General features: G+C 54.3%; 19 protein-coding genes and 2 riboswitches. Of the genes, 2 read left to right on the forward strand and 17 right to left on the reverse strand.

The features are described 5' to 3' along the window. Positions 1 to 102: 102 nt before the first annotated feature. The 6 genes from AR333_RS19310 to AR333_RS19330 form a co-directional block, all read right to left on the reverse strand. Complete coding sequence (locus AR333_RS19310; RefSeq protein WP_068777018.1) at positions 103 to 2,439, reverse strand: histidine kinase; 2,337 nt, start codon at positions 2,437 to 2,439, stop codon at positions 103 to 105. Positions 2,440 to 2,476: 37 nt separating this feature from the next. After that, the gene (gene kdpC, locus AR333_RS19315) at positions 2,477 to 3,091 is read right to left on the reverse strand and encodes a potassium-transporting ATPase subunit KdpC (protein ID WP_068777019.1); all 615 of its coding nucleotides are present in this window, start codon (positions 3,089 to 3,091) and stop codon (positions 2,477 to 2,479) included. A gap of 116 nt (positions 3,092 to 3,207) precedes the next feature. Continuing rightward, on the reverse strand, positions 3,208 to 5,256 hold the full coding sequence (gene kdpB, locus AR333_RS19320) for a potassium-transporting ATPase subunit KdpB (protein ID WP_068777020.1): 2,049 nt from the start codon (positions 5,254 to 5,256) through the stop codon (positions 3,208 to 3,210). 21 nt (positions 5,257 to 5,277) lie between these two features. Continuing rightward, positions 5,278 to 6,957, reverse strand: coding sequence for a potassium-transporting ATPase subunit KdpA (gene kdpA, locus AR333_RS19325; protein WP_068777021.1), 1,680 nt, complete (start codon positions 6,955 to 6,957; stop codon positions 5,278 to 5,280). A 39-nt stretch (positions 6,958 to 6,996) separates the two neighbouring features. After that, positions 6,997 to 7,074 (reverse strand): K(+)-transporting ATPase subunit F, encoded by a 78-nt coding sequence (gene kdpF, locus AR333_RS25810; RefSeq protein ID WP_156430973.1) that lies wholly within the window; start codon positions 7,072 to 7,074, stop codon positions 6,997 to 6,999. Positions 7,075 to 7,223: 149 nt separating this feature from the next. Further along, positions 7,224 to 7,649: a hypothetical protein gene (locus tag AR333_RS19330; protein WP_068777022.1), complete on the reverse strand. Its 426-nt coding sequence runs from the start codon at positions 7,647 to 7,649 to the stop codon at positions 7,224 to 7,226. 125 nt (positions 7,650 to 7,774) lie between these two features. Beyond that, a riboswitch (cyclic di-AMP (ydaO/yuaA leader) is annotated at positions 7,775 to 7,958 on the reverse strand. A gap of 108 nt (positions 7,959 to 8,066) precedes the next feature. Then, positions 8,067 to 8,263: riboswitch (cyclic di-AMP (ydaO/yuaA leader) on the reverse strand. A 372-nt stretch (positions 8,264 to 8,635) separates the two neighbouring features. Here AR333_RS19330 and AR333_RS19335 point away from each other — a divergent pair. Then, positions 8,636 to 10,726, forward strand: coding sequence for a carbon starvation CstA family protein (locus tag AR333_RS19335; protein ID WP_068777023.1), 2,091 nt, complete (start codon positions 8,636 to 8,638; stop codon positions 10,724 to 10,726). Further along, positions 10,719 to 10,922 carry a YbdD/YjiX family protein gene (locus AR333_RS19340; protein ID WP_068777024.1) on the forward strand — a complete coding sequence of 68 codons (204 nt, stop codon included), beginning with the start codon at positions 10,719 to 10,721 and terminating at the stop codon, positions 10,920 to 10,922. The genes AR333_RS19335 and AR333_RS19340 overlap by 8 nt, the downstream gene beginning before the upstream one ends. A 150-nt stretch (positions 10,923 to 11,072) precedes the next feature. Here the strand turns inward: AR333_RS19340 and AR333_RS19345 are convergent, their stop codons facing one another. The 11 genes from AR333_RS19345 to AR333_RS19395 all read right to left on the reverse strand — a co-directional run bounded on the left by AR333_RS19345 (position 11,073) and on the right by AR333_RS19395 (position 23,521). After that, positions 11,073 to 11,963, reverse strand: a complete 891-nt coding sequence (locus AR333_RS19345; protein ID WP_068777025.1) for a YitT family protein — start codon at positions 11,961 to 11,963, stop codon at positions 11,073 to 11,075. A gap of 156 nt (positions 11,964 to 12,119) precedes the next feature. Further along, positions 12,120 to 13,142 (reverse strand): NADP-dependent oxidoreductase, encoded by a 1,023-nt coding sequence (locus AR333_RS19350; RefSeq protein ID WP_068777026.1) that lies wholly within the window; start codon positions 13,140 to 13,142, stop codon positions 12,120 to 12,122. Positions 13,143 to 13,341: 199 nt separating this feature from the next. After that, positions 13,342 to 13,719, reverse strand: coding sequence for an MmcQ/YjbR family DNA-binding protein (locus AR333_RS19355; RefSeq protein WP_068777027.1), 378 nt, complete (start codon positions 13,717 to 13,719; stop codon positions 13,342 to 13,344). A 308-nt stretch (positions 13,720 to 14,027) separates the two neighbouring features. Further along, on the reverse strand, positions 14,028 to 15,743 hold the full coding sequence (gene ptsP, locus AR333_RS19360) for a phosphoenolpyruvate--protein phosphotransferase (protein WP_068777028.1): 1,716 nt from the start codon (positions 15,741 to 15,743) through the stop codon (positions 14,028 to 14,030). Then, complete coding sequence (locus AR333_RS19365; RefSeq protein ID WP_068777029.1) at positions 15,736 to 16,008, reverse strand: HPr family phosphocarrier protein; 273 nt, start codon at positions 16,006 to 16,008, stop codon at positions 15,736 to 15,738. Before AR333_RS19365 ends, ptsP begins: the two co-directional genes overlap by 8 nt. Positions 16,009 to 16,083: 75 nt before the next feature. After that, positions 16,084 to 18,138, reverse strand: a complete 2,055-nt coding sequence (gene ptsG, locus AR333_RS19370; protein WP_068777030.1) for a glucose-specific PTS transporter subunit IIBC — start codon at positions 18,136 to 18,138, stop codon at positions 16,084 to 16,086. Positions 18,139 to 18,510: 372 nt separating this feature from the next. Next, on the reverse strand, positions 18,511 to 18,897 hold the full coding sequence (locus AR333_RS19375) for a ferredoxin family protein (protein WP_068777031.1): 387 nt from the start codon (positions 18,895 to 18,897) through the stop codon (positions 18,511 to 18,513). Then, on the reverse strand, positions 18,894 to 20,624 hold the full coding sequence (locus tag AR333_RS19380) for an FAD-dependent oxidoreductase (RefSeq protein WP_084783850.1): 1,731 nt from the start codon (positions 20,622 to 20,624) through the stop codon (positions 18,894 to 18,896). Before AR333_RS19380 ends, AR333_RS19375 begins: the two co-directional genes overlap by 4 nt. A gap of 64 nt (positions 20,625 to 20,688) precedes the next feature. Then, entirely contained in the window at positions 20,689 to 21,699 is a 1,011-nt protein-coding gene (locus AR333_RS19385) for an ABC transporter substrate-binding protein (protein WP_068777032.1), read from the reverse strand. A gap of 96 nt (positions 21,700 to 21,795) precedes the next feature. Next, positions 21,796 to 22,641, reverse strand: coding sequence for an ABC transporter permease (locus AR333_RS19390; protein ID WP_068777033.1), 846 nt, complete (start codon positions 22,639 to 22,641; stop codon positions 21,796 to 21,798). 16 nt (positions 22,642 to 22,657) lie between these two features. Further along, positions 22,658 to 23,521, reverse strand: coding sequence for an ABC transporter permease (locus tag AR333_RS19395; protein ID WP_084783852.1), 864 nt, complete (start codon positions 23,519 to 23,521; stop codon positions 22,658 to 22,660). Between the last annotated feature and the right edge of the window lie 19 nt (positions 23,522 to 23,540).

Genomic DNA, 23,540 nt, shown 5'->3' on the forward strand with positions numbered 1-23,540 from the left:
TGAGGGCCCGTATCCGCATTTTGCACGTTAAACGTTCGTAATGATCATTCGGCTTCACGCGCCTGGTCTGCCTGGAGGCAATGTCCCTCCTGCTCTGCCGCGTTACTTCTTCTTCCCCGGCTCATACTCGGCAACGATGAGTACGTCCATGCTCCTCGCCCCGCGCAGAATCCGCTTCACGATAGAACCGTGGCAGAGCCGCTCCCACAGCGATTCATGCGCCTGGCCGATGATGAGCTGCGTCGCCCGGACATCCAGCGCGCGGGCCAGCAGTCCTCCTGCCGCCTGCCGCCTCCCGGCGGCTTCCAGCACTTCGAAGCGGCCTCCGAGCCGCTCCGTCAGCGTGCGCAGGGCATCGATCCGCGTCTGCGCATCCGTATCTGCGGCTTGCTCGGCGCTGATGTACGCGACATGCCACTGCGCCTTCAGCCGGTAAGCGATGCGGAAGCCGCGCCGGATGATCCGCTCCGCGTGCTTGTTCAGCTTCACGCAGACGAAGATGGATTCCTGGCGGCGCCACGGACCGCGCAGAGAATCCATACGCTCCCATGCCTCCAGGCGCTCGTCGACGTCATCCGCGATTTCGCGCAGCGCAAGCTCGCGGAGGGCGATCAGATTTACGGTTTTGAAAAAGTTGCCCAGCGCCTGGTCCACTTTGTCCATTCCGTAAATCTTGCCGTCTCTCATCCGCTGCTGAAGCGTCTGCGGCGTCACGTCGATCAGCTCGACCTCGTCCGCGAGCCGCAGGATGCTGTCCGGTACGGTTTCCCGGACACGCACGCCCGTCAGCTGCTCTACCGCATCGTTCAGGCTCTCCAGATGCTGGACATTGACGGTCGAAATGACGGAGATGCCCGCATTCAGCAGATCCAGTACATCGGAGTAGCGTTTCTTGTGCTTGCTGCCGGGCATGTTCGTGTGAGCCAGCTCATCGACCAGGACAACCTCCGGCAGGCGCCGGATGATCGCCTGCGTATCCATTTCCTGAAGTGCGGTCCCTCTATAATTCATGATGCTGCGCGGAATAATCTCCAGCTCCCCGATCTGGGCTGCCGTTTCCTTGCGTCCATGCAGCTCCAGCAGACCGATGACGACATCAATCTTCCGCTTGAGGAGATCATTGCCTTCGCGCAGCATCATGTACGTCTTGCCCACTCCCGGGGCGGCTCCGATGTACACCTTGAACTTCCCTCGTCTCACGCGTTCAATCTGGAGCTGCTTCTCTTGTCCGCTCGGCCTGCGGTACCGTTCACTGTCCTTCTGGATCGGGGCCTTGTGCCTGGCCGGCAGAATACGTTCCCCGTCCACCTCCGCTCGGTCTGCAACGACGAACAGATCAATCCCCTGCATCCGGCTTACGAGGTCGTTCAGTACGGAGCCCTGCCAGAACTCCTGCCAGCGGCTGTGCTTCGAATGGCCGGCAACGATCCGGGTCACCTTCTGCTCCAGACCGTAACGCAGCAAAGCAACCCCCAGGCGGCGCCGGCCGGGGAAAGGCAGCTCTTCGAAGCGTCCCCCCACCTTCTCGACAAGTTTGACGATAGACCGCCGGAACGCCGCCGCTTCTTTGGACAGCTCCTTATTCGGGTTCTTAAATGAAACAACAAGGAGATCGCCATTCAGGCGATCTGCAATCTGCTGGCCTCTGCGGACATAAATAGAGCCGTTCCAGTGGTACTGGGTGGAAACTAATATCCGCTCATCCGCACCGGAGGGACCTACAAGCCCCATTTCTCCCCGGTGCTTCTCCAGCGAATCGTTCACTCCTTCGGCTACGAGCCTCAGTGCCAGTTCCCGGAGCACGCCGATGTTGCCGCGCTCCAGAACTTTGCGCTCCTGTTCCCTGCAGCCGTTCATACTTCCTTCTTCGAGCCGTTTCAGAATCGTTTCGGGCGATGCGTCAATGAGCCGCACCTCATCGGCAAGCTCCAGCGTATCGGAGGGCACGGTATTCTCGACCGTGATGCCGGCAAGCCTCAGCGCAGGTTCCCGGACACCCTCCAGCTCATAGACATTAATAGTCGTGATGACGCTGATTCCTTTGCTGAGCAGAAAATGAATATCGTCCAGCCGGGTCTTGTTCAGGGCGCCGGGCCGGTTGCGGTGCGCCAGTCCGTCGAAGAGAACCACTTCGGCATTGCGGTCCACCAGCTCCTGCAGCGGAAGATCCTGCTGCCGGACACCGTCTTTCTCCCAGCCGATACTCGGGATTTCTTCCAGCCCGGATGCCTGCTCAGCCGTTTCAGGGCGCCCCTCCATCGACACGGCGCAAATCACCACATCAATTCCCTGCTGCTTGAGAGACTGGCCTTCCCGCAGCATGTGATACGTCTTGCCGGACCCGCTGACGGCACCGATATAGACTTTCAGTCTTCCCCGGTGAATATCGGAAATCGACAACAGAATTTCATCGGGCGTTTTTCTACGGAAACTCTCCATGGAGCAGCTCCTTCCGTGATTTCAGCAAGCGGATATCTTACTTCGACAGCTTCTGAAGATCGATATTCAGCTCCAGCACATTCACACGAGGCTCACCGAAGAGGCCCAGGTCACGGCCCTCCGTATGTTTCTGCACCAATTCCTGTAATTGCGATGCCGTCAGTCCTGTTTCTTTACTGATCCGCGGAATTTGAACTTCGGCCGACTCCGGTGAAATATGCGGGTCCAGACCCGAAGCGGAGTTCGTGATAAGACTGAGCGGAAGCTTATTTACGGAAACTTCCGGATTTTCTTTCTTCCAGGCTTCGACGGATTCCTGCGTACGCTTATGCATATCCGGATTAGACGGTGCATAGTTGTTCGAGCCGGAGGCTTCCGCCTTATATTCTATAGAAGAAACACGACCGTGGAACAAGCCGGGGCTGGTAAACTGCTGGCCGATATTCTCCGAGCCTATAATTTGACCCTGCTCGTTCTTAATGACGCTGCCGTCTGCCTGCTTCGGAAAAATAACTTGAGCCGCGCCAGTACTGACGAGCGGATAAATAATCCCGCACAAGACGATGAATATAACGGAGATCCGGATCGAAATCGATAAGGCTGATCCCGTCCACTCCTCCTCTTCTTTATCCTTCAACGCACCTGTATTCATACCTTTTCATCCCTCTCTACATGGAGCCGGCAGCTGCTTTGCTTCCTGAACGGCCGGCTTTTTCCTGACTTGCTTTGAATTTATTTCTTCTATATATAGTCCTATAGCCGCTGCTGTTAAATAAATAGATGAACGAACAGATCGATGACCTTGATGCCGATAAAAGGAGCTACAACTCCTCCCAGGCCGTAGATGAACAGATTCCGGCTCAGAAGCTTCTGAGAGCTCATCGGGCGGTACGCCACACCCTTCATAGCCAGCGGAATCAGAAGCGGAATGATGATCGCGTTAAAGATAAGAGCCGACAATATCGCTGACAGGGGTGAGCCAAGCGCCATAATGTTCAGCGCATCCATCTCCGGAATAGCCACCATGAACATAGCCGGAATAATGGCAAAATATTTGGCGATGTCATTGGCAATCGAGAACGTCGTAAGTGCACCGCGTGTCATCAGCAGCTGCTTGCCGATCCCGACTACTTCGATGATCTTCGAAGGATCGGAGTCGAGATCAACCATGTTGGCCGCTTCCTTCGCAGCGATGGTTCCGCTGTTCATAGCCAGGCCTACATCGGCCTGGGCCAGTGCAGGGGCGTCATTCGTGCCGTCGCCTGTCATCGCGACAAGCTTACCGGCTGCCTGCTCTTTACGGATGACCGCGATCTTGTCTTCCGGCTTGCTCTCCGCGATAAAATCGTCCACTCCGGCTTCACGGGCAATCGTTGCCGCCGTGAGCGGATTGTCGCCGGTACACATGATGGTTTTGATCCCCATTTTGCGCAGAGTATCAAATCGTTCCTTCATTCCCGGCTTCACCGTATCCTTCAAATAAATAAGTCCGTATATGTGTCCGTCCACCGCCACTGCAAGCGGTGTCCCGCCTTCGGAGGCAATAGTGTCGCCGCTTGCCTTCAAACCCGCAGGAACGGTGCCGCCCTGCTCCTGGGCCCATTGGATCACGGCGTCTACAGCGCCTTTGCGGACTCTGCGGCCGTCTGTGAGATTGATCCCGCTCATCCGGGTCTCGGCCTTGAACTCGATGAATTCTCCGCCTGCCGCCAAAGCGGCGTCATAAGGAAGATGATCTTTCTTCATAAGTTCAAGTACAGAACGGCCTTCCGGCGTCTCATCTTTCACGGAGCTTATTGCAGCCCAGGCCGCCAGTTCCGACAGAGAAGCAGCTCCTACAGGAACGAACTCGCTTGCCATCCGGTTACCGAACGTAATCGTACCCGTTTTATCCAGGATGATCGTGTTAATATCCCCGGCAGCTTCCACTGCTTTACCTGACATCGCAAGCACATTAAACTGCGTCACCCGGTCCATGCCCGCAATACCGATGGCAGACAGCAGTCCGCCGATGGTAGTCGGAATCAGACATACCAGCAAAGCGATCATAACGGCGACATCAAGCTCCACTCCGACAAAACCTGCGATCGGCCCAAGCGTAACAACGACGATCAGGAAAATAAGCGTCAGTGTCGTTAATAGAATGTTCAGGGCGATTTCGTTAGGTGTTTTTTGCCGGGACGCACCTTCGACGAGAGAGATCATCCGGTCGATGAACGACTCGCCCGGGTCACTCGTAATGCGGACCTTAATCGAATCGCTCACGACCCGCGTACCGCCTGTAACCGAATTGAAGTCGCCGCCCGTTTCTTTGATAACGGGTGCCGATTCCCCTGTAATAGCCGATTCGTCAACGGAAGCTAACCCTTCAATGACTTCCCCGTCGCCAGGGATCATTTCCCCCTGGGAAACCTTCACGATGTCTCCTTTGCGGAGCTCGGTGGAAGGTACCACTTTGATTCCGCCGCCCGTTAACTTGTTCGCCGTAATTTCCTGTTTGGATTTCTTGAGCGAATCCGCCTGCGCTTTCCCCCGGCCCTCAGCAAGTGCTTCCGCGAAATTCGCAAACAATACCGTGAAGAGAAGAATCAGGAACACAGTGAAGTTAAACCCGACTTTATCTTCTGTACCGAAATATCCCGGCATAACCGTCATCAGCAGCACGATGAAGGTGCCAATCTCCACAACGAACATGACAGGATTCTTCATCATCGTTACCGGATTTAATTTAATGAAGCTTTGAATCAGCGCCTGATTTAGAATTGCGCTGCTTAGCATCGATTTTCTTTTTAATTGAGAAGAAGCATTTGAGCTCATCCTTGTTCACCCCATCGTTTCTTAACGCAATGTTAAATATTCGGCTACGGGACCCAGCACCAGAACGGGCAGGAATGTCAGCGCCCCAATAATGATTACCGTGCCGATCACAATTCCCGCGAAGAGCATATTATCCGTACGGAAGGTTCCGATCGTCTCGGGCACCCATTGTTTGCGTACCAGTGAACCGGCCACGCCAAGCAGTGCAATAATGGATACATAGCGGCCGAGCAGCATCACGATCCCCGTCGTAATGTTCCAGAACGGTGTATTGTCGGCCAAGCCTTCAAATCCGGAGCCGTTGTTGGCTGCAGAAGACGTATACTCGTAGAGCACCTGGCTGATGCCGTGGAAGCCCGGGTTGGTAACCGCGCTCCGGCCGAGATCCGTCATCAGTGCCAGCGCCGTCGGACCGAGAATAATTAGCGGATGGGCCAGAATCGCGATGGCAATCAGCTTCATCTCGCGGGACTCGATCTTGCGTCCCAGAAATTCCGGGGTACGTCCGACCATCAATCCGGCCAGGAACACGGCGAGTATCGCATACATGAGCATATTGACAAGCCCGACCCCGTCGCCGCCGAACACGGTGTTCAACATCATTTCGACCAGCGGAACCATGCCTCCGAGTGGAGTCAGCGTATCGTGCATATTGTTGACCGTCCCTGTCGTTGCCGCTGTAGTCACAGCCGTGAAGAGAGCGGACTGCGCAATACCGAAGCGCACTTCCTTGCCTTCCATGCTGCCTTGGGCGGATTCTACTCCCATTGAGTTCAGCACGGGATTGCCAGCCTTCTCCGAGAAGAACGCCACCGATAGGAATACTAGGAATAATAGCAGCATAGCGCTGAAAATAACCCATCCCTGCTTCTGATTCTTCGCAAACCTGCCATACGTATAGGTTAAAGAAGCCGGGATACACCACATGGACAAGATTTCAATCACATTCGTAAGCGGGCTCGGATTCTCGAACGGATGTGCGGAGTTAACTCCAAAGAATCCGCCCCCGTTGGTCCCGAGGTGCTTAATCGATACAAGAGAAGCCACCGGACCCACCGCGATTTGCTGCTCTGTCCCTTCAACCGTTTGGGCTGTAATCGTCGCATCGAAAGTCTGCGGAACTTTCAGGCCGACCAGCACCAGCATAACGATCAGTGCAAGGGGCAGCAGCAGACGCGTGTGCCCTTTTACAAAATCTACGAAAAAGTTGCCGAGTGAATGACCCTTCGAGGTCAACCCGCGGATAAACGCAATGGCAACCACGATGCCTGTCACCGCCGAGGTGAACATCATCATCATGATGACAGCCATTTGGGCGAAGTAGGATAAGCCCGTCTCACCGCTGTAATGCTGCAGGTTCGTATTGGTCATAAAACTGATAATCGTATTAAAGGACAAGGTCGCTTCCATATTGTCAATTCCATTCGGATTAAGGGGAAGGACCTTTTGCGTACGCAGAATCAAATACCCCGCAGCTACCAGTACGATATTGGTCAAAACCAGGCTGCCGGCGTATTTTTTCCAGGTCATCCCGCTTTGATTACGAATACCGGCCAGCTTGTAAATCGGTTTCTCTATCCAGCCAAACCATTGATCCGTCCGGTTCGGCTGATTAGAGAAGATATGGTAGATATAAGTTCCAAGCGGCTTTACCAGCAGGCAGAGCACGCCAATAACAATTAAGATCTGTAAGATTTCCATGGAAACAATTCCTCCTCAAACAACATCGCGCTTAGCCATCTAAAATTTTTCCGGATTAATCAAGGCATAGATCAAATAAACAAATAAAGCGGCGGCAAAAATAACAACAATAGTCATAAACGCTCGCCTCCCGAGTTTCGTACAACCCGGCCGCACCAGACCAGAAATCCATAAAACATCATATATATAGCACCCAGTAACAGGATCATATAGAGATCATTCATGCTCTCGACTCCTTTTTTTCACATCAATCGCTCTGATTAAGTTCAGCCTACCGGTCGTTCGGAACGAAGGAGGAAAGAGACCTGGTCCTTGTTCGTATGCACCACATGATCGGCGCCCAGCGCTTTATAGATCAGCCGGGGTGTCGGATTCGTCTTCACGACCACAATGTTCCCGGTAGTCCAGCTTCGGACCATCTGCAAATATCTGCAGCATAAAGTCAGACTGTCTTCGAACAAGTAGACGTCTCCAATCGGCAGCTCGGGAACTTCCCAAGCCTCGTGGTGGACGGTATCGACCTCGATGATATGCTTGGCGCCAAGCTGCTTCATCCGCTGCTTCTCTACCGAGTTGTTCACCAGCACAGCAAAGGGCCGCTGATAGATGTGCAGCAGTTTCACGAAATTTTCTCCGATTACGCACGGAGCGGCGACAAGTGTATACATAATTAGTTCCGATTGGTGTTCCATCTGGCTTATCCGATTCCCTTCTCCTATTTTTAGGCAACAAAAAAGAAGCCTGCGGAAGAGGAACTCTTCACGCGGCTTCTTGGCAGGCATAGTCAAGTAGACTAGGCCCAGTAGCGCGGTTAGCAGTTGCCTCTCTCGTTACGCTTACGAGGTTAGCTGTCGGATTCGGGCGTGAGAGTCGCCCTACCCTGCAGTGCGGCGGTAAGCCGCTGCAAGGATTCACCCCATGAGTCCGCGGCTGACTGCCGCTAGTACTCGTTGGTTCCCCCGTTTTCCACGAAATTCCTGGAAATTCAGCGATACAAAACTTGTATTGGTTTCAAATACATTTAAGCGAGTTTAACTAAATCTGAACACAACAAAACCACAGCGAAACGAAGTCCCTGTGGTCGATAGCGATCACAAGCTTCTTCAACCCCTCCCGAACTCTTATGCTTACGAGGTTAGCTGTCGGATTCGGACGGTGAGAGTCGCCCTACTTGCAGCTGCGGTTCCATGGCGGTCCGCCGCTTCAAGATTCACCCCTGCAGATCCTGCCTGGCTCTCACACCGGACAAGGTACTGCGATGGTTCCCCCGCTTCCCCGGTTTGGGGAAATTCAGCGAAAGCAAGAAACTGTTTTTTTAATTGATGGAATGAATATTACACCTCCGTACAGCCTTTGTAAAGATATCCGAAATCCGTTTAGAATCAATTTTCAGGCAAAGTTTAACTTTTATGCGCTTACATACTTCTATTGTTGCTCCTAGCTTAATTTTTCTTCCATTACCTCTCGTTTTTGAAGAAATAGGCTGACGGATTTCCGCTCTCTCTTTCTTTATTTATGAAGTTGAAGCATGGCCTTCAGACAGAATGAATAGGCATGTATAAATAAGGTAATTCCTTACATATTTTCATCGAAAAAGAAATTTTCTCTTTTCAGAAAGCAAAAAGCTGATATACTATCATGTAAGCGTTATCAAACAACCCGCAGGGAGGCAGTTATTATGAGAATGGGATGGAAATCAATCTTGCTTTGGGGAGGTATTTCCATTGTCGGAGCCATTGCTTTCGGGCTGGTTGCGCTCGGTCAGGGAGAGACCATTAATGCGGCTTGGCTCGTTATTGCAGCCGTCAGCTGCTATGCGGTCGCTTACCGTTTCTACAGCCGTTTCCTGGCCCGGAAAGTCTTTGAACTCGATGACAACCGGAAAACACCCGCAGAAGTAAACAACGACGGCAAAGATTACGTGCCTACGAACAAATGGGTCCTGTTCGGACACCATTTCGCCGCCATTGCCGGAGCGGGACCTCTGGTCGGCCCGGTACTTGCCGCGCAAATGGGCTACCTGCCCGGTACGCTCTGGATCATTATCGGGGTCATCCTCGGAGGAGCTGTCCAGGACTTCGTGATCCTGTTCGCTTCAACGAGGCGTAACGGCAAATCGCTGGGCGACATGATCCGCGACGAAGTCGGCAAATTCACCGGCACGATCGCCATGCTCGGTATTCTCGGCATTATGGTGATCCTGCTGGCCGTACTGGGACTCGTGGTCGTCAAAGCTCTGATCGGCAGCCCCTGGGGGATGTTTACGATTGCCGCAACTATACCGATCGCTCTGCTCATGGGCGTCTATATGCGCTACATCCGACCGGGACGTGTCGGAGAAGCCTCGCTCATCGGCGTGGTCCTCCTGATCCTCTCTCTGATCGGAGGCAAATATGTAGCGGAGAGCGCCGCGCTCGCTCCCATGTTCAGCTTCTCCGGCGAAACGATCGCGCTGATGATGATTGCTTACGGCTTCATCGCTTCCGTCATGCCGGTGTGGCTGCTGCTTGCGCCGCGCGATTATCTCAGCACCTTCCTCAAAATCGGCACGATTGCGGGTCTGGCCGCCGGAATTATCTTCGTCCTGCCGGAACTGTCAATGCCGGCTACAACCAAATTCATTGACGGTACGGGCCCTGTATTCGCCGGAAATCTGTTCCCGTTCCTGTTCATCACGATTGCCTGCGGAGCCGTGTCCGGCTTCCATGCGCTGATCTCTTCCGGAACGACGCCCAAGATGCTGGAGCGTGAAACCCATGCCCGGCCGATCGGGTACGGCGCGATGCTGATGGAATCATTCGTCGCGATAATGGCGCTGATCGCGGCCTGTGTCATCACGCCGGGCACCTACTTCGCGATTAACTCCTCCGCAGCCGCGCTCGGCGGTACCGATGTTGTCACAGCGGCCGCTACGGTGACGAACTGGGGCTTCACGATCACGCCGGAGGAGCTGACCACGCTCTCGAAGGACATCGGCGAGAGCACCATTCTGTCACGGACAGGCGGTGCCCCAACCTTCGCCATCGGGATGGCGCAGATCCTGTCCTCCGTCGTCGGAGGCAAGGCCATGATGGCGTTCTGGTATCACTTCGCCATCCTTTTCGAAGCACTGTTCATCCTGACGACGATAGACGCAGGCACCCGGGTGGGCCGCTTCCTCATTCAGGATCTGCTGCGCTTCGGCAGCAAGAAACTCGGCAACACGCAGTCCACGCTCGGCAATCTCATTGCCACAGGGCTCTGTGTCGCCGGCTGGGGCTACTTCCTCTATCAGGGCGTGATAGATCCGCTCGGCGGTATCAACTCCCTGTGGGCGCTGTTCGGCATCGCTAACCAGATGCTGGCGGGCATGGCCCTTCTGCTGGGCACGACCATTTTATTCAAAATGGGCAAGAAAAAATACGCGTGGGTCACACTTATACCCACCGTCTGGCTGCTTATCGTGACCATGACGGCCGGCTGGCAGAAGCTGTTCCACGAGAAAACGAATATCGGGTTCCTGTCCCATGCCAAGCAGTACCAGACGGCACTGGACGGCGGTACCCTCATCGCACCGGCCAAGAATGCCGACCAGATGAAACAGATTATTATGAACGACTATGTCAATTCGTCGCTGACCGCCTTCTTTATGATTGTCGTTCTGATCATCCTGATATCCTCCGTCCGCGTATGGATCCGGGCGATCAAGAACAAGCCGATGGACACGACCGAGACACCTTATATTCCAAGAGGGCCGCAAGGCGGATCGGGGGCGGCGAAATATGTTTAACCGCTTGAGAATCATGTGGAGCTACCGCAGGCAGTTTCTTGACCTCCTGGTTGGGGTGCCAAACTATGAAACCTATGTGGAGCATATGAAAACAAGCCACTGCGACCGTCCGATCCTGAGCCGTGCAGAGTTCTTCCGGCAGGCCCAGGATAACCGCTACGATTCTAAAGACGGGAAGATCACCCGCTGCTGCTGAGGCTCCTGCTGAGGCTGCCGCTGCCGGCATCCGGCAATAGAAAGCTCCCGCATCGCCCGCAGCCGGAAATCAAAATAAAGACTCCTGAACCTCTATCTTGTTCAGGAGTCTTTATTTACTTTGTAAGTATCCTTATCAAAGCACGCAGGTTTAGTGAATATCTTTCTTCTTGAAGCGTCCGCCCTTCACATCGTGAATGTTGCCGACCGCAATAAACGCATTTTCGTCCCATTCCTCGACGATTGTTTTGAGCTTGGCTTCTTCCAGACGGGTGATTACGATAAAGATTACTTTCTTATCGTCTCCCGTATAAGCACCTTCCCCATGCAGGAATGTCACGCCGCGGCCCAGACGCTGAGTGAGCGCATCGCCGATTTCTTTATACTTATCACTGATGATCCACACCGATTTGGACTGATCCAGCCCTTCGATGGTCACATCGATCATTTTCATAGCTATATAATACGCAATCAGGGAGTACATCGCATGGTCCCATCCGAAGACGAAACCGGCGCTTCCCAGAATAAATAAATTTACGAACAGAACGATCTCACCGACGGAGAAAGGTGACTTTTTGTTAATGAGAATCGCTACGATTTCCGTACCGTCCAAAGAACCTCCTGAACGGATAACCAGGCCGATCCCGACGCCGAGAATAACGCCCCCGAACACTGCCGCCAGCAGCGGGTCCGCGGTAAAGGCTGGAACAGGATGAAGCAGATACGTACCGACCGACATGGCCAGAATGCCAAAAAGCGTTGATAATGCAAAGGTTTTACCGATCTGTTTGTAGCCCAGATATAAGAAGGGAAGATTCAGAAGAGTCAGGAAGATACCGAGAGGAAGTCCAAGAAAGTGAGAAAGCATGATGGAAATGCCCGTGATACCGCCATCAATGATGTTGTTCGGGACGAGGAAAACTTCCAGTCCTACCGAGAAGAGCCCGGCGCCTATAATAATAAAGACGGCCCTGCGTACAAGCTTAGCGATGGATTGCTTGGAACCTTTGGAACTTTGAAATGCCGCATTGTCTACATTCAATGGCCTTACACCCCTTTTATAATATATACAGCCGGATGCCGCCTACCGGAACAAAAAAAAGGAAGTCTGTTTGCAAACAGACTTCCACCTGGTAAACAAACATCGAATACATATATTATATCATATTATTCGACTAGGATCACTTAATTTAACGATTTAAGACGTTTTTTCGGCATCCGCTACATTGACAAGCTGCTTGCCGATATTTTCGCCTTTGAAGAGGCCCAGGAACGCTTCGATCGTCTGGTCAAAACCTTCTACAATAGTCTCTCTGTACTTCAATTTCCCTGCTTTTAACCAGGACGCCAGATCCTTCATTCCTTCGGGATAGCGCGCACTATAGTCACCTACGATAAAGCCCTTCATAAGCGCACTGTTGGTCAGCAGGCGGCCTTGGATGCGCGGCCCGTTGTCCGGCTTCTCCAGGTTATACAGAGCGATTTGGCCGCACAGCGGAATGCGGGCCCCTTTGTTAATCAGGCTCAAAACCGCATCCGAGATTTCGCCGCCTACGTTATCAAAATAAACATCCACGCCGTCCGGACAGGCTTCCTTCATGGCTGCATGGATATCGCCCTCGCTTCTGTAATTGACGACTACATCAAAGCCGAGCTCCTTCTTGAGATAGTCGGCTTTCTCTTCTGATCCTGCTATCCCGACTACCCGCGCACCTTTGAGCTTGGCGATTTGGCCGACGGCTGTTCCAACGGCTCCGGCCGCGCCGGATACGACGACAGTCTCCCCTTCCTTGGGCTGACCTATATCAAGCAGTCCGAAATACGCGGTCAGACCCGGCATCCCCAGAATGCCCAGCGCAGTCGTTACCGGAGCCAGTGAAGGGTCTACCTTCGTAACCTGGCCTGCTTTGACTACGGAATACTCCTGCCAGCCCAGGTTGCCGACCACATACTCACCTTTCTTGAATTCCGATGTCTTGGACTCCGCTATTTGTCCGACAACACCGCCTGTTATGATTTCCCCTACCTTATAGGGCGGTACATACGATTTCTGATCGTTCATTCTGCCGCGCATATAAGGGTCCACCGAAAGATATAAAGCACGCACAAGGGCCTGTCCCTCTTCTAAGCCCGGAACCTCGGATTCTGTGAACTCGAAATTGTGCTTACCGGGCATACCTTCAGGTCTGCTGATCAAGCGAATTTGCCGGTTATTCATCATGGATACTGCCTCCTTGAGATCTATTTAAGACTTCCGTCGTTTCCAGGACCTTTTCAACCTAATATAATCCGGTCTCGTCCTCGCAAAGAATCGCGCATGAGTCCGCGTTCATCCCCCGGTATTTTACCCTGCGTTCCCCCATAGAAAACAAAAAGCCCTGCAAGCAGACACACTTACAGGGTCTATACTATTAAAATGGCTATAACCGACCGGCCGGCAGGCCCAGTTTCTCCTTCTCGGCCTTCGTCAAGCCTTTCACCACAAGATGATACGATATATCGATCATCTCCTGCAATTCCTCCGCCGGCACCTTCCGATTCAAGAGCACGGTATTCCAGTGCCTTTTGTTCATATGGTACCCCGCCAGGACCGTGCCGGGATACTGCTGCCTGAGCAACTCCCCTTCCTCCGGTACGCATTTTAGCGTCACACTGCCCGCCTCGCCAGACGCATCCGATGGCATCAAGGCAAACATTTTGCCCCCGACCTTAATTACATCCGTCGTCTCGTCAAAAGGCCGCTCCGCAGCTGCCCCGGGCTTCTGTAAGCAATAGGTATAAATATCTCTGACGTTCACAGCAACAACCCCCTCCCGCATTTTGTGAAAATAACAGTCCTTGACCTTCAATCTTATGGGGACTATAAGGGATTTCCATACCAACCCGGTTAATTCCTCCGTAGTAACCGCTTTACGTTAAACCGCATACTTTTCAAGATACTTTTGCACCCCCTCTGTACCAATGCCAATTTCATTTCCTGCCTAAAATAAAATAAAAAACACCCCTCAGGACTTACATTGGAGGATTATCCAACGAAAGTATCCCAAGGGGTGCTGCTTACCGTTCTTGCCTTCTCCACATCCCGAGACGGGATGATACCCGCTGCTTACGCAAGCATCTGCGCTTCCACCAGCGCTACGACTTCTTCGGCCGTAGACAGCTCGATTGCACGGGCTGCCAGTTCCTGCATGTCAGCGAGCGACAGCTTGACGATCTGGCTGCGTGCAGGCAGAATCGAAGTCGCGCTCATGCTGAACTCGTCGAGGCCAAGGCCCAGCAGCAGGGGAATAGCCACTGCATCTCCGGCCATTTCTCCGCACATGCCGGCCCATTTGCCTTCGCGGTGAGCCGCGTCGATGACCATTTTGACCAGACGCAGGATGGCCGGGTTGTACGGCTGGTACAGGTAGGATACCCGCTCGTTCATCCGGTCGGCCGCCATCGTATATTGAATGAGGTCATTCGTTCCGATGGAGAAGAAGTCTACTTCCTTCGCAAACTGATCGGCCATTACCGCCGTAGAAGGAATCTCAACCATGATGCCGAGTTGAATGTCATCGGCAGCAGGTGTTCCTTCCGCCGCGAGCTTCTCCTTCTCCTCGAGAAGAAGAGCCTTGGCCTGGCGGAACTCATCCAGTGTGGCGATCATAGGGAACATGATCCGCAGGGAGCCGTGCACGCTGGCGCGGAGCAGAGCGCGAAGCTGGGTGCGGAATATGTCCTCCCGCTCCAGGCACAACCGGATCGCACGGAATCCGAGGAAAGGGTTCATCTCCTTCGGAAGCTTCAGATACGGCAGCTCTTTGTCTCCGCCGATATCCAGTGTGCGGACGACGACCGGCTTGCCTTCCATCTTCTCCAGTACCGCCTTGTAAGCCTTGTACTGCTCTTCCTCGGAAGGCAGCTGATCGCGGCCCATGTACAGGAACTCCGTCCGGTACAGGCCGACGGCTTCGCCGCCGTTCTCCAGCACGCCTGCCACGTCGGCAGGTGTACCGATGTTGGCGGCCAGCTCTACGTGGTGTCCGTCCGGTGTAACGGTCGGCTCACCCTTCAGCTTGGCCCATTCCGCGCGCTGCTCGGCATACCGCTGCTGCTTCGCGCGGTATTCCTCGACGATGTGCGGCTCGGGGTTGATCAGGACGTCGCCGTCCAGACCGTCCACGATCAGCAGATCGCCGTCCTGAACCAGATCGAGCACGTTCTTCGTGCCTACGACCGCCGGAATCTCAAGCGAGCGCGCCATAATCGCAGAGTGCGAGGTGCGGCCCCCGATATTGGTCGTGAAGCCTTTGACGTAAGTGCGATTCAGCTGTGCTGTATCCGAAGGCGTCAAATCTTCTGCCACGACAACCGTCTCTTCCGAGATAGCGGATGGACTGACGAATTTGACGCCGAGCAGATGAGCCAGCACCCGCTTCGTCACGTCACGCATGTCGGCCGCGCGTTCTTTCAAGTATTCGCTGTTCATGTTCTCGAACATCTCGACAAACGTCATTGCCACTTCATTCATCGCAAATTCCGCATTCACTTGTTCGTCACGGATCTTCGCGATGACAGGATCGATCAGTTCCGGATCGCTTAATACGAGCAGATGCGATTCGAAGATCTCCGCTTTCTCCTCTCCCATTTCCCGGAGAGTCTGTTCTTTGATCACCTCAAGCTCTGCCCTGGATTTCTCCAGCGCAGACTCGAATTTGGCGACCTCTGCTTCCGCATCCTGAACCGGTTTCCGCGCCACGGTCAGATCGGGATGCTCCAGGCGGAACGCCCGGGCGATGGCAATGCCCGCCGAAGCGGCAATGCCGCGGATGTTAGGCATGAAGCTCGCCCAGCCCTTCTTTAACCATGATCTCTTCCAGCGCGGCTATCGCTTCAGCGGCATCTTCACCCTCTGCCGACAAAGTAAGAATGTCATTCTCTTCCAGACCCAGGGAAAGTACACCCAGAATCGACTTCATCGTAACTTTCTTGCCTTTGCTTTCAGCGAATACGCCGGACTTGAATTTATTAGAGGCATTAACTAGAGCCGTTGCCGGACGTGCGTGAATTCCTGTGTCGCTCGTGACTTTAAATGTTTTTTCCATGGTTAACTCATCTCCGCTCATAGGATTTAAATTACTTCTGTCTATATTAACCGAAATCGGGAAGTTAGAAAAAGGTTACTTCAGCGTGATGATATTCTTCTCGCCGGATTTCACGTCACCTTGCTTGTTCAAACGGATTTCGGTGCCCTCAGGCAGGTTCGTAAAGATTACCGGCGTGATGATCGAAGGCGCATGTTCCTTGACGTAATCCAGGTCCACCTGCATGATCGGCTGGCCCGCTTCCACGATATCACCTTCGGACACAAGAACATCAAAGCCTTGGCCTTTCAGTTTTACCGTGTTGACGCCAATATGAACGAGCAGTTCTTTGCCGCCGTCCGACTGGATGCCAATCGCATGCTTGCTCGGGAACACATTGAAAATTTTACCGTTAACCGGAGACACGATCGTACCGTTCTTAGGCAGAATGGCAAAACCGTCACCGGTCATTTTCTGCGAGAAAACTTCATCGGGAACAAGTGTGATATCCATCAGTTCGCCATCAGCAGGGGCAACAATCGTCTCCTCTGCGAGAATATGACTACGCTCTGTGTCCACCGTCTCGACTACAGGAGCCGCAGTTGGTACGCGTCCAGCCATAACATCCTGGATCTGATTTTTGAGGGAATCGGATTTTGTCCCGAAAATCGCCTGAATGTTATTGCCCACTTCCAGAACGCCGGATGCGCCAAGTTTCTTCAAACGCTCCTTGTCCACTTCACCCTTATCCTTCACTTGTACACGCAAACGTGTGATACAAGCATCCAGATTCGAGATGTTAGGCGCACCGCCGAGGGCCGCGAGGATATTGCTTGGAAGCTCTGCCGAACCCGCAGCAGATGGAGCGGCGGACGGTTTGCCTTCCGTATCGCCATCCGTTTCCTGAGCGGCTTCACGGCCTGGTGTAAGCAGATTGAACTTCGTAATCGCAAACCGGAACACGACGTAATAAATGACCGCGAAGACGAGACCTACCAGAATTGCAAGCCACCACGGCGTACGGTTAGGCAGTACACCCAGCAGCAGGAAGTCGATCGCGCCGCCTGAGAAGGAGAAACCCAGCTTCACCTGAAGCAAAGTCATGATCGCAAAAGACAGACCTGCAAGCAATGCGTGGAGTACATAGAGCAGAGGAGCTACGAACAAGAACGAGAACTCGATCGGCTCGGTAATCCCTGTCAGGAAAGCCGTCAGTGCCGCGGAACCCATAATTCCTGCTACGAACTTCTTATTCTCCGGACGCGCCGTATGATACATCGCGAGACACGCAGCCGGAAGGCCGAACATCATGAACGGGAAATTACCGCTCATAAACGTACCTGCCGTCAGCTCCGCCCCGTCTTTCAGCTGAGCGAAGAAAATCTTCATATCACCGCGGATCAGATTACCAGCCGCGTCTGTATATTGGCCAAATTCATACCAGAATGGCGCATTCCAGATATGGTGCAGACCAAACGGAATGAGAGAACGTACGCCGACTCCGAATACAAAGGAAGCAAGTACCGGGTTCGCGTCGAGAACGGAACGGGAGAACGTGCTGAGGCCATGCTGGACCGGAGGCCAGATAAAGATCAGGATCAGGCCTGCTGCCAGAGCGGCCAAGGATGTAATGATCGGCACAAAACGTTTGCCGGCAAAAAATCCGAGATAGGACGGCAGCTCGATTTTATGAAACCGCCTATACAGCATCGCCGCTATGACCCCCATAATAATACCGCCGAACACGCCGGTTTGTAGGGTTGGAATGCCGAGGACGCTGGCGTAAGACGGATCTTTGAGAGTCAGTGAATAAGGGGTTACACCTGCAAGAACCCCCATCGTCACGTTCATGATGAGGTAGCCGATCGTAGCTGCAATACCGGCAACACCGTCGCCGCCCGCCAGACCGATTGCCACACCAATCGCGAACAGCAAAGCCAGATTGCCGAAGATAATGTCACCGGCATTGGACATCAGCGATGCGGCTACTTGAAAGCCGTTTCCGCTGAGAAAAGGCATCAGCTCAATCGTATCCGGTGTCTTCATTGCCGCGCCTAACGCCAGAAGCAGACCCGCGGCCGGAAGAATGGAAACCGGAAGCATCAGGGCCTTGCCGACTTGCTGAAGAGCACCAAACGTACCTTTTAACATGTGCTTCACTTCCTTTTCGATGTATTCGATGGTAATGATTGTCTATGGATTATTCAACGCCCCAGGCAAGCCCGAAACACCAAAAAAGGCATGAGCAGCAAAAGAGATGCCGGAACCTGTATCTCATAAGGGTTAATATAACCCGAATGAGACAGCTTCCATTCATTCTCTTTCCCCTGCTCATGCCTGATCGAATCAGTCACACGCGCATATCGCCTGTTCAGTTGTCATAAATCCTAAGCACCGTCATTATAGCACGGCCATTTCGATTCGACAATACTCTTTCTTACACAAAATAATCTCACATAAAACTCCATTTTAGGGGTCTCTCTATCTTAGCCGGTCAAGTCTCACACACGAACTGGATTCCAGTCATTCAGGGTCCGGAGCAAGAATAAAAGCTGCTTCTCCGGGAGCAAGGGGAGGCTGGCCTGGCAGCACCCGGTCGATAAAAGGAGTCGTGTCGATCTTGGCCAGTTTGGTCCTGCCCGGCCCCCAGCCGATTAAAGCACGCCAGCTTCCCAATACACCGGACTCTGCCAGCTTCTCCTCATCCGCGCCGCCGGGAACATCGCCGTATGGAGAAACATACAGGGCATCCGCAGGGCAATAGACTTCACATACGTAGCAGGTCTGGCAATCATCCTGCCGGGCAATGACCGGAATGCGGTCAGGCCCCTCGTCGAACACATTCGTGGGGCAGACTTTCACGCATATGCCGCATTCCACGCAGCGCGAGGCGCTCACAAGTTCAATCATCCGCGGGTCACTTCCTTCCATGACGCACCCGGATTCCGGATCGAATCCGCGCGTGCCTCCGATTTGCTTCCGCTCCGGATCTCAAGCGATGCCCTATGCAGAGGAGCACGATCAATCGGAACCGGGATGGGGCTACTCGCTGCCGGGACAGCTTCCTTATTCTCAAAGGAAGCCTGAATGACATCCAGCCCGGAGACAAGCAGCCGCTGCTGCATGGCAGGGTCCGCCTGCGGATACTCCGCAAGCGTATGCATCCCCCGCGTCTCGCGGCGGGCAAGAGCCGCCGTATGTATCCAGCGGGCACTTGCCACCAGCGCCGCGGCTTCGCGGGCGCGTACCCGCTGGCCCGCTCCGGACGGGGCCAGCGCTTCTGCCAGCGGCCACAGCCCGTGGAGCCGCTGGAGAGATTCCCGCAGCACGGGTTCGCTGCGGAAGTAATTGATATGCAGCGGGAACATTTCCGCCTGCACAGCGCGGATGAGCTCAGCCGCATCCGCCCTCTGGCCCCCGGCGGAAGCCGCCGGCACGATGCCCGCGCCGCCTGCGGGCTTCAGCTCGCGCAGCAGTGCCTTGGGGCCAAGCTTCAAGGCATACTGCGCGGCGGATTTGCCCGACCATGTTCCCGACGAGATCGCCCACGAGGCGTTGAACGCCCCGCCGCCGGACTGACCGCCGGTCACACGCTCGCGCGTCGCGGCATCGCCGGCAGCGTATAGACCCGCCACGGTCGTGCCGCAGTCATCGCCCGTCAGGCGGATGCCGCCTGTACCGCGTACCGTGCCCTCGTACCGCAAAGTCAGCGGGAACCGCTGCGTGAACGGATCGAGGCCTGCGCGGTCAAGCGGGAGGAAGAAGATCGCATGCGACCTCCGGAGAATCGCGCGCTTCTCCGGGGTGTCCGCTTTGTCCATAACCGCGTACACCGGGCCTTGGCTCAGCATCCGCGGAAGGAAGTCGTGCGGCCGTGGACCTTCACTGTGCAGAATCGTGCCGTCTTCGGTGCTGTACGTCGCCCAGTTCAGCAGCCTGCCGCGCGTATTCGTGCCGAATGCGGCGCTCGGGGCGTACTGGCGGCTAAACTCCATTCCGGACAACTCCACGCCAAGCTCGGCCGCCATCAGCAGGCCGTCTCCGGTGAGTACGTTGCAGCCCAAACCTTTGCTGAGGAAAGCACAGCCGCCGGTCGCAATGACCACGGCACCGGCTCTTACTTCCCAGTCCCGGTCATCCAGGCGGCAGACCCCTCTTGCCCCTCCCGCGCCGTGCTCATCCGTAAGCAGCTCCAGGGCCGGAGACTGGTCCAGAATTCTCACGCCTGCTTTGATGACGGCCCGCCGCATCAGCTTCATATATTCCGGGCCCTGCAGATGATCGCGCATCGGCACACCTTCTTCGTTCCTGCGGAAAGGGTAACCCCAAGATTCTACCAGCTCAAGGCTCTCATAGACCTGATCGAGCACCCGGTGAATCCATTCGGGCTCCGACAAGTAACCTCCGCCCTTCATCCGCTTCTGTACCGCTTCTTCCCTAAGAACCGGATCTCTTGGAAGGTACAGCAGGTTGGTCCCGCCCGGAGCTGTGGCCCCGCTTGTTCCGAGAAATCCCTTATCCGCCAGAATGACGCGTGCTCCCTGGGATGCGGCGCTCCATGCTGCCCATGCGCCTGCGGGACCGCCCCCGATAACGAGCACATCTGCTGTCAGCCGCAGAGGCTGCTTTTGACTCATTGCACTTCCCCCTATCTCCTGTCAGCCTTTTCTTCTCACGGCTTCCTCTGCTTGTTCCTCTTCTTTATTTCGCAATCCATTCTTCTATGGAAAAGTCATTTTCGGCGAGCTTATCGCTGACCAGAAAATCTTTGGCCGCTTTCAACTGCTCCAACCCCTTCTCCGTAAACGTTTCTTTCTGGATGCGGCCTATGGCACTCGTCTTGCGAACCAGCTCCAGCGAATTCCCCGTATTCTCAACGAGAAACGCATAATAATCCTCTTCTTTGGTTTGAAGGTCTTCCAGCGCCTTCACCCGCAAATCGTTCCATACTTTCGGAATATCCGGGAACTTCTTCAGGTAACTTTCCGATACGACCGTAATGCTTCCACCGACCAGATCGGGGTGATCCTTAAGTGCTTCATCCAGTACCGGATAGCCCTGCGGGATCATTTTGAGACCGCGAACCTCTGTAGTGGCGATCGCATCGACCTCACCTCGCACCAGCGCCGCATCCGCGTCCTCATCGAGCAAATGGATCAGCTGGACGTCCTTGATGCCCTGTTCTTTTAAAAGGCCGGCCACATAACGGTGCATGTAGGAGCCCTTTTTCACGGACAACTTCTTGCCTTTAAGCTCCGCGAGGTTTGCGGGACCGCCTTTTTTGGCCAGAATAAACGCGTTGCTGTTGGCTGCATTCAGTGTAATCATCTTGGAAGGAGCCCCTGCGGACTTGGCCAGAACAGCAGGCGTATCTCCCAGAGAGCCGATGTCAATTCTTCCGCTGATCAGCGATTCACTGAGATCGGGGCCGCTCGGGAAGCCGACAAACTGCACGTCCGTTATCCCGTGCTTCTGCAATTCCTGCTTCGTAATACCTGTATAGAAACCCCAGCCTTCTGCCCCGCCAGGCAGATTAAGCTTGGTGGAACCGATATAGCCGATTCTCAGCACAGTAGGGATTTTACCCGCTTCTTGACCTCCTGAAGGGTCCGCTTCAGCCTTGCCGCATGCGGCAGCGAGTAAGACCAGCGATATCAGCGCGAGAATGGTACTCAGCTTGAATGACGTCTTTTTTTGCGCAAGTTTACCCATTTTGTCCAGTCCCCTTTTTTATATAAATCTCCAGTTCTCATTTCTTCGGTCCCACTCTGTCTGATCAAATCTCTTCGCAATTCGCATGTACCTTGCTTATCCCTCGTAGCTGTCCCGCCACTGAAGCAGCCTATGCTCCAGAATCCGGACAAAGGAATCCACCATTTTGCCTACAACCGCAAATAGCAGGACGCCCACAAAGATAACTTCCGTCGTTGAATTCTGTTTGGCAAAATTAATAAGGAATCCGATGCCGGATTGGGAACCGATCAGCTCCGCCACAACCAGACCGAGCCAGGAAACCGCCAGAGAGAGCCTCAGGCCGACCAGAATCTGCGGCAGTGCGGAAGGCAGGATGACCCGGACTATTTGTTTGTAGCGGTTGAACTGCAGAACTTGAGATACTTCGAACAGCTTGTTGTCTACGCTTCGGATACCGAGGAACGTATTGATATACAGCGGGAAGAACGCACCGCTTGCAATGATGACCATTTTGGATGTTTCTCCGAATCCGAACCACAGAATGAACAGGGGCGCAATGGCCAGATGAGGCACCAGCCGGATCATTTGGAGCGTCGGATCAAACACTTGCTCTACCCGGCGGAAGTAACCTGCTGCTATGCCTAGCAGGAGGCCCAGCGTACCTCCCGCCGCGAAACCCGATGCCGCCCGGCTTACACTAATCCCCAAATGCCCGGATAGCTCGCCCGTTACAGTCAGATTCTTGAAGGCTTCTGCGATCATAAGCGGCGTCGGCAGAAAGAACGTCGAAATAAGTCCCAGGTTTCCCGCCAGCTGCCAGACGATAAGGAGCAGAGCCGGAACCAGAGCGCCAACTGCCAAATCAGCAAATTTCTGTCTGAAAATCGCCCACTGGCGTAACTTTGCGGCACGTTTGGCGGGAACGGGTGAATGATGAAGCACCTCGGCTGAATGGCTCATGAGTCAATCTTCTCCTTTACTTCCCTTCGTAGCTGTCCCGCCACTGGAGCAGACGTTGTTCCAGCAGACGAACGAGTGAATCAGCGGCTTTGCCGATTAGGGCAAATAAGATAATGGCGACGAAGACCACGGATGTCTTGTTAACCTGGCGGGCTTCCGACATCAGATAGCCTAGACCCGATGTCGCTCCCATCAGCTCGGCTACTACAAGCCCCAGCCAGGCGATCCCGAGTGAGATCCTCACGCCGAGCAGGATATGAGGCAGGGCCGCGGGCAAGACTAGCCGGATGATCTGCTTGTAGGCACTGAAGCCCAGCACCTTGGCTACCTCAAACAGCTTCTTATCCACGCCGCGGATCCCGAGAAAAGTATGAATATAAAGCGGAAAGAATGCTCCCTTGGCGATCAGCAGAATCTTAGAGGATTCTCCGAATCCGAACCAGAGAATAAGCAGCGGAGCGATTGCAAGATGCGGAATCATGCGGAGCATTTGCACGGAAGGGTCCAGGACTCTTTCCGTTCTGCGGAAAAGCCCGACCAGCAAACCGAGCAGCAGCCCGGCACCGCCGCCTAACCCGAACCCGGCCGCTGTCCGCATCAGGCTGATGCCTAAATTCTCGGCAAGCACACCCGTTTCCACCAAGGTGCGAAAAGACTTCGCAATCGTCAGCGGTGTCGGAAAAAGCAGCCGGGAGATATAACCGGCATCACCTAATAGCTGCCAGGCGACCAGCAGGGTGACGGGAAGCAGCGCTCCGATCCATAGGGATTCCAGCTTCAGCCTGCGCTTACTTCCAGCATGCGCCCCGCCTCCTCTATGTATGGCAGTGTCTCCTGCCGCGGAAACTTCCGCCGTCAGAACTTCGAGCGGCTTGCTCATTTCATTTCACCCCCAGCGT

This window comes from Paenibacillus sp. FJAT-26967 (genome assembly GCF_001541095.1).
Taxonomy (GTDB): domain Bacteria; phylum Bacillota; class Bacilli; order Paenibacillales; family NBRC-103111; genus Paenibacillus_F.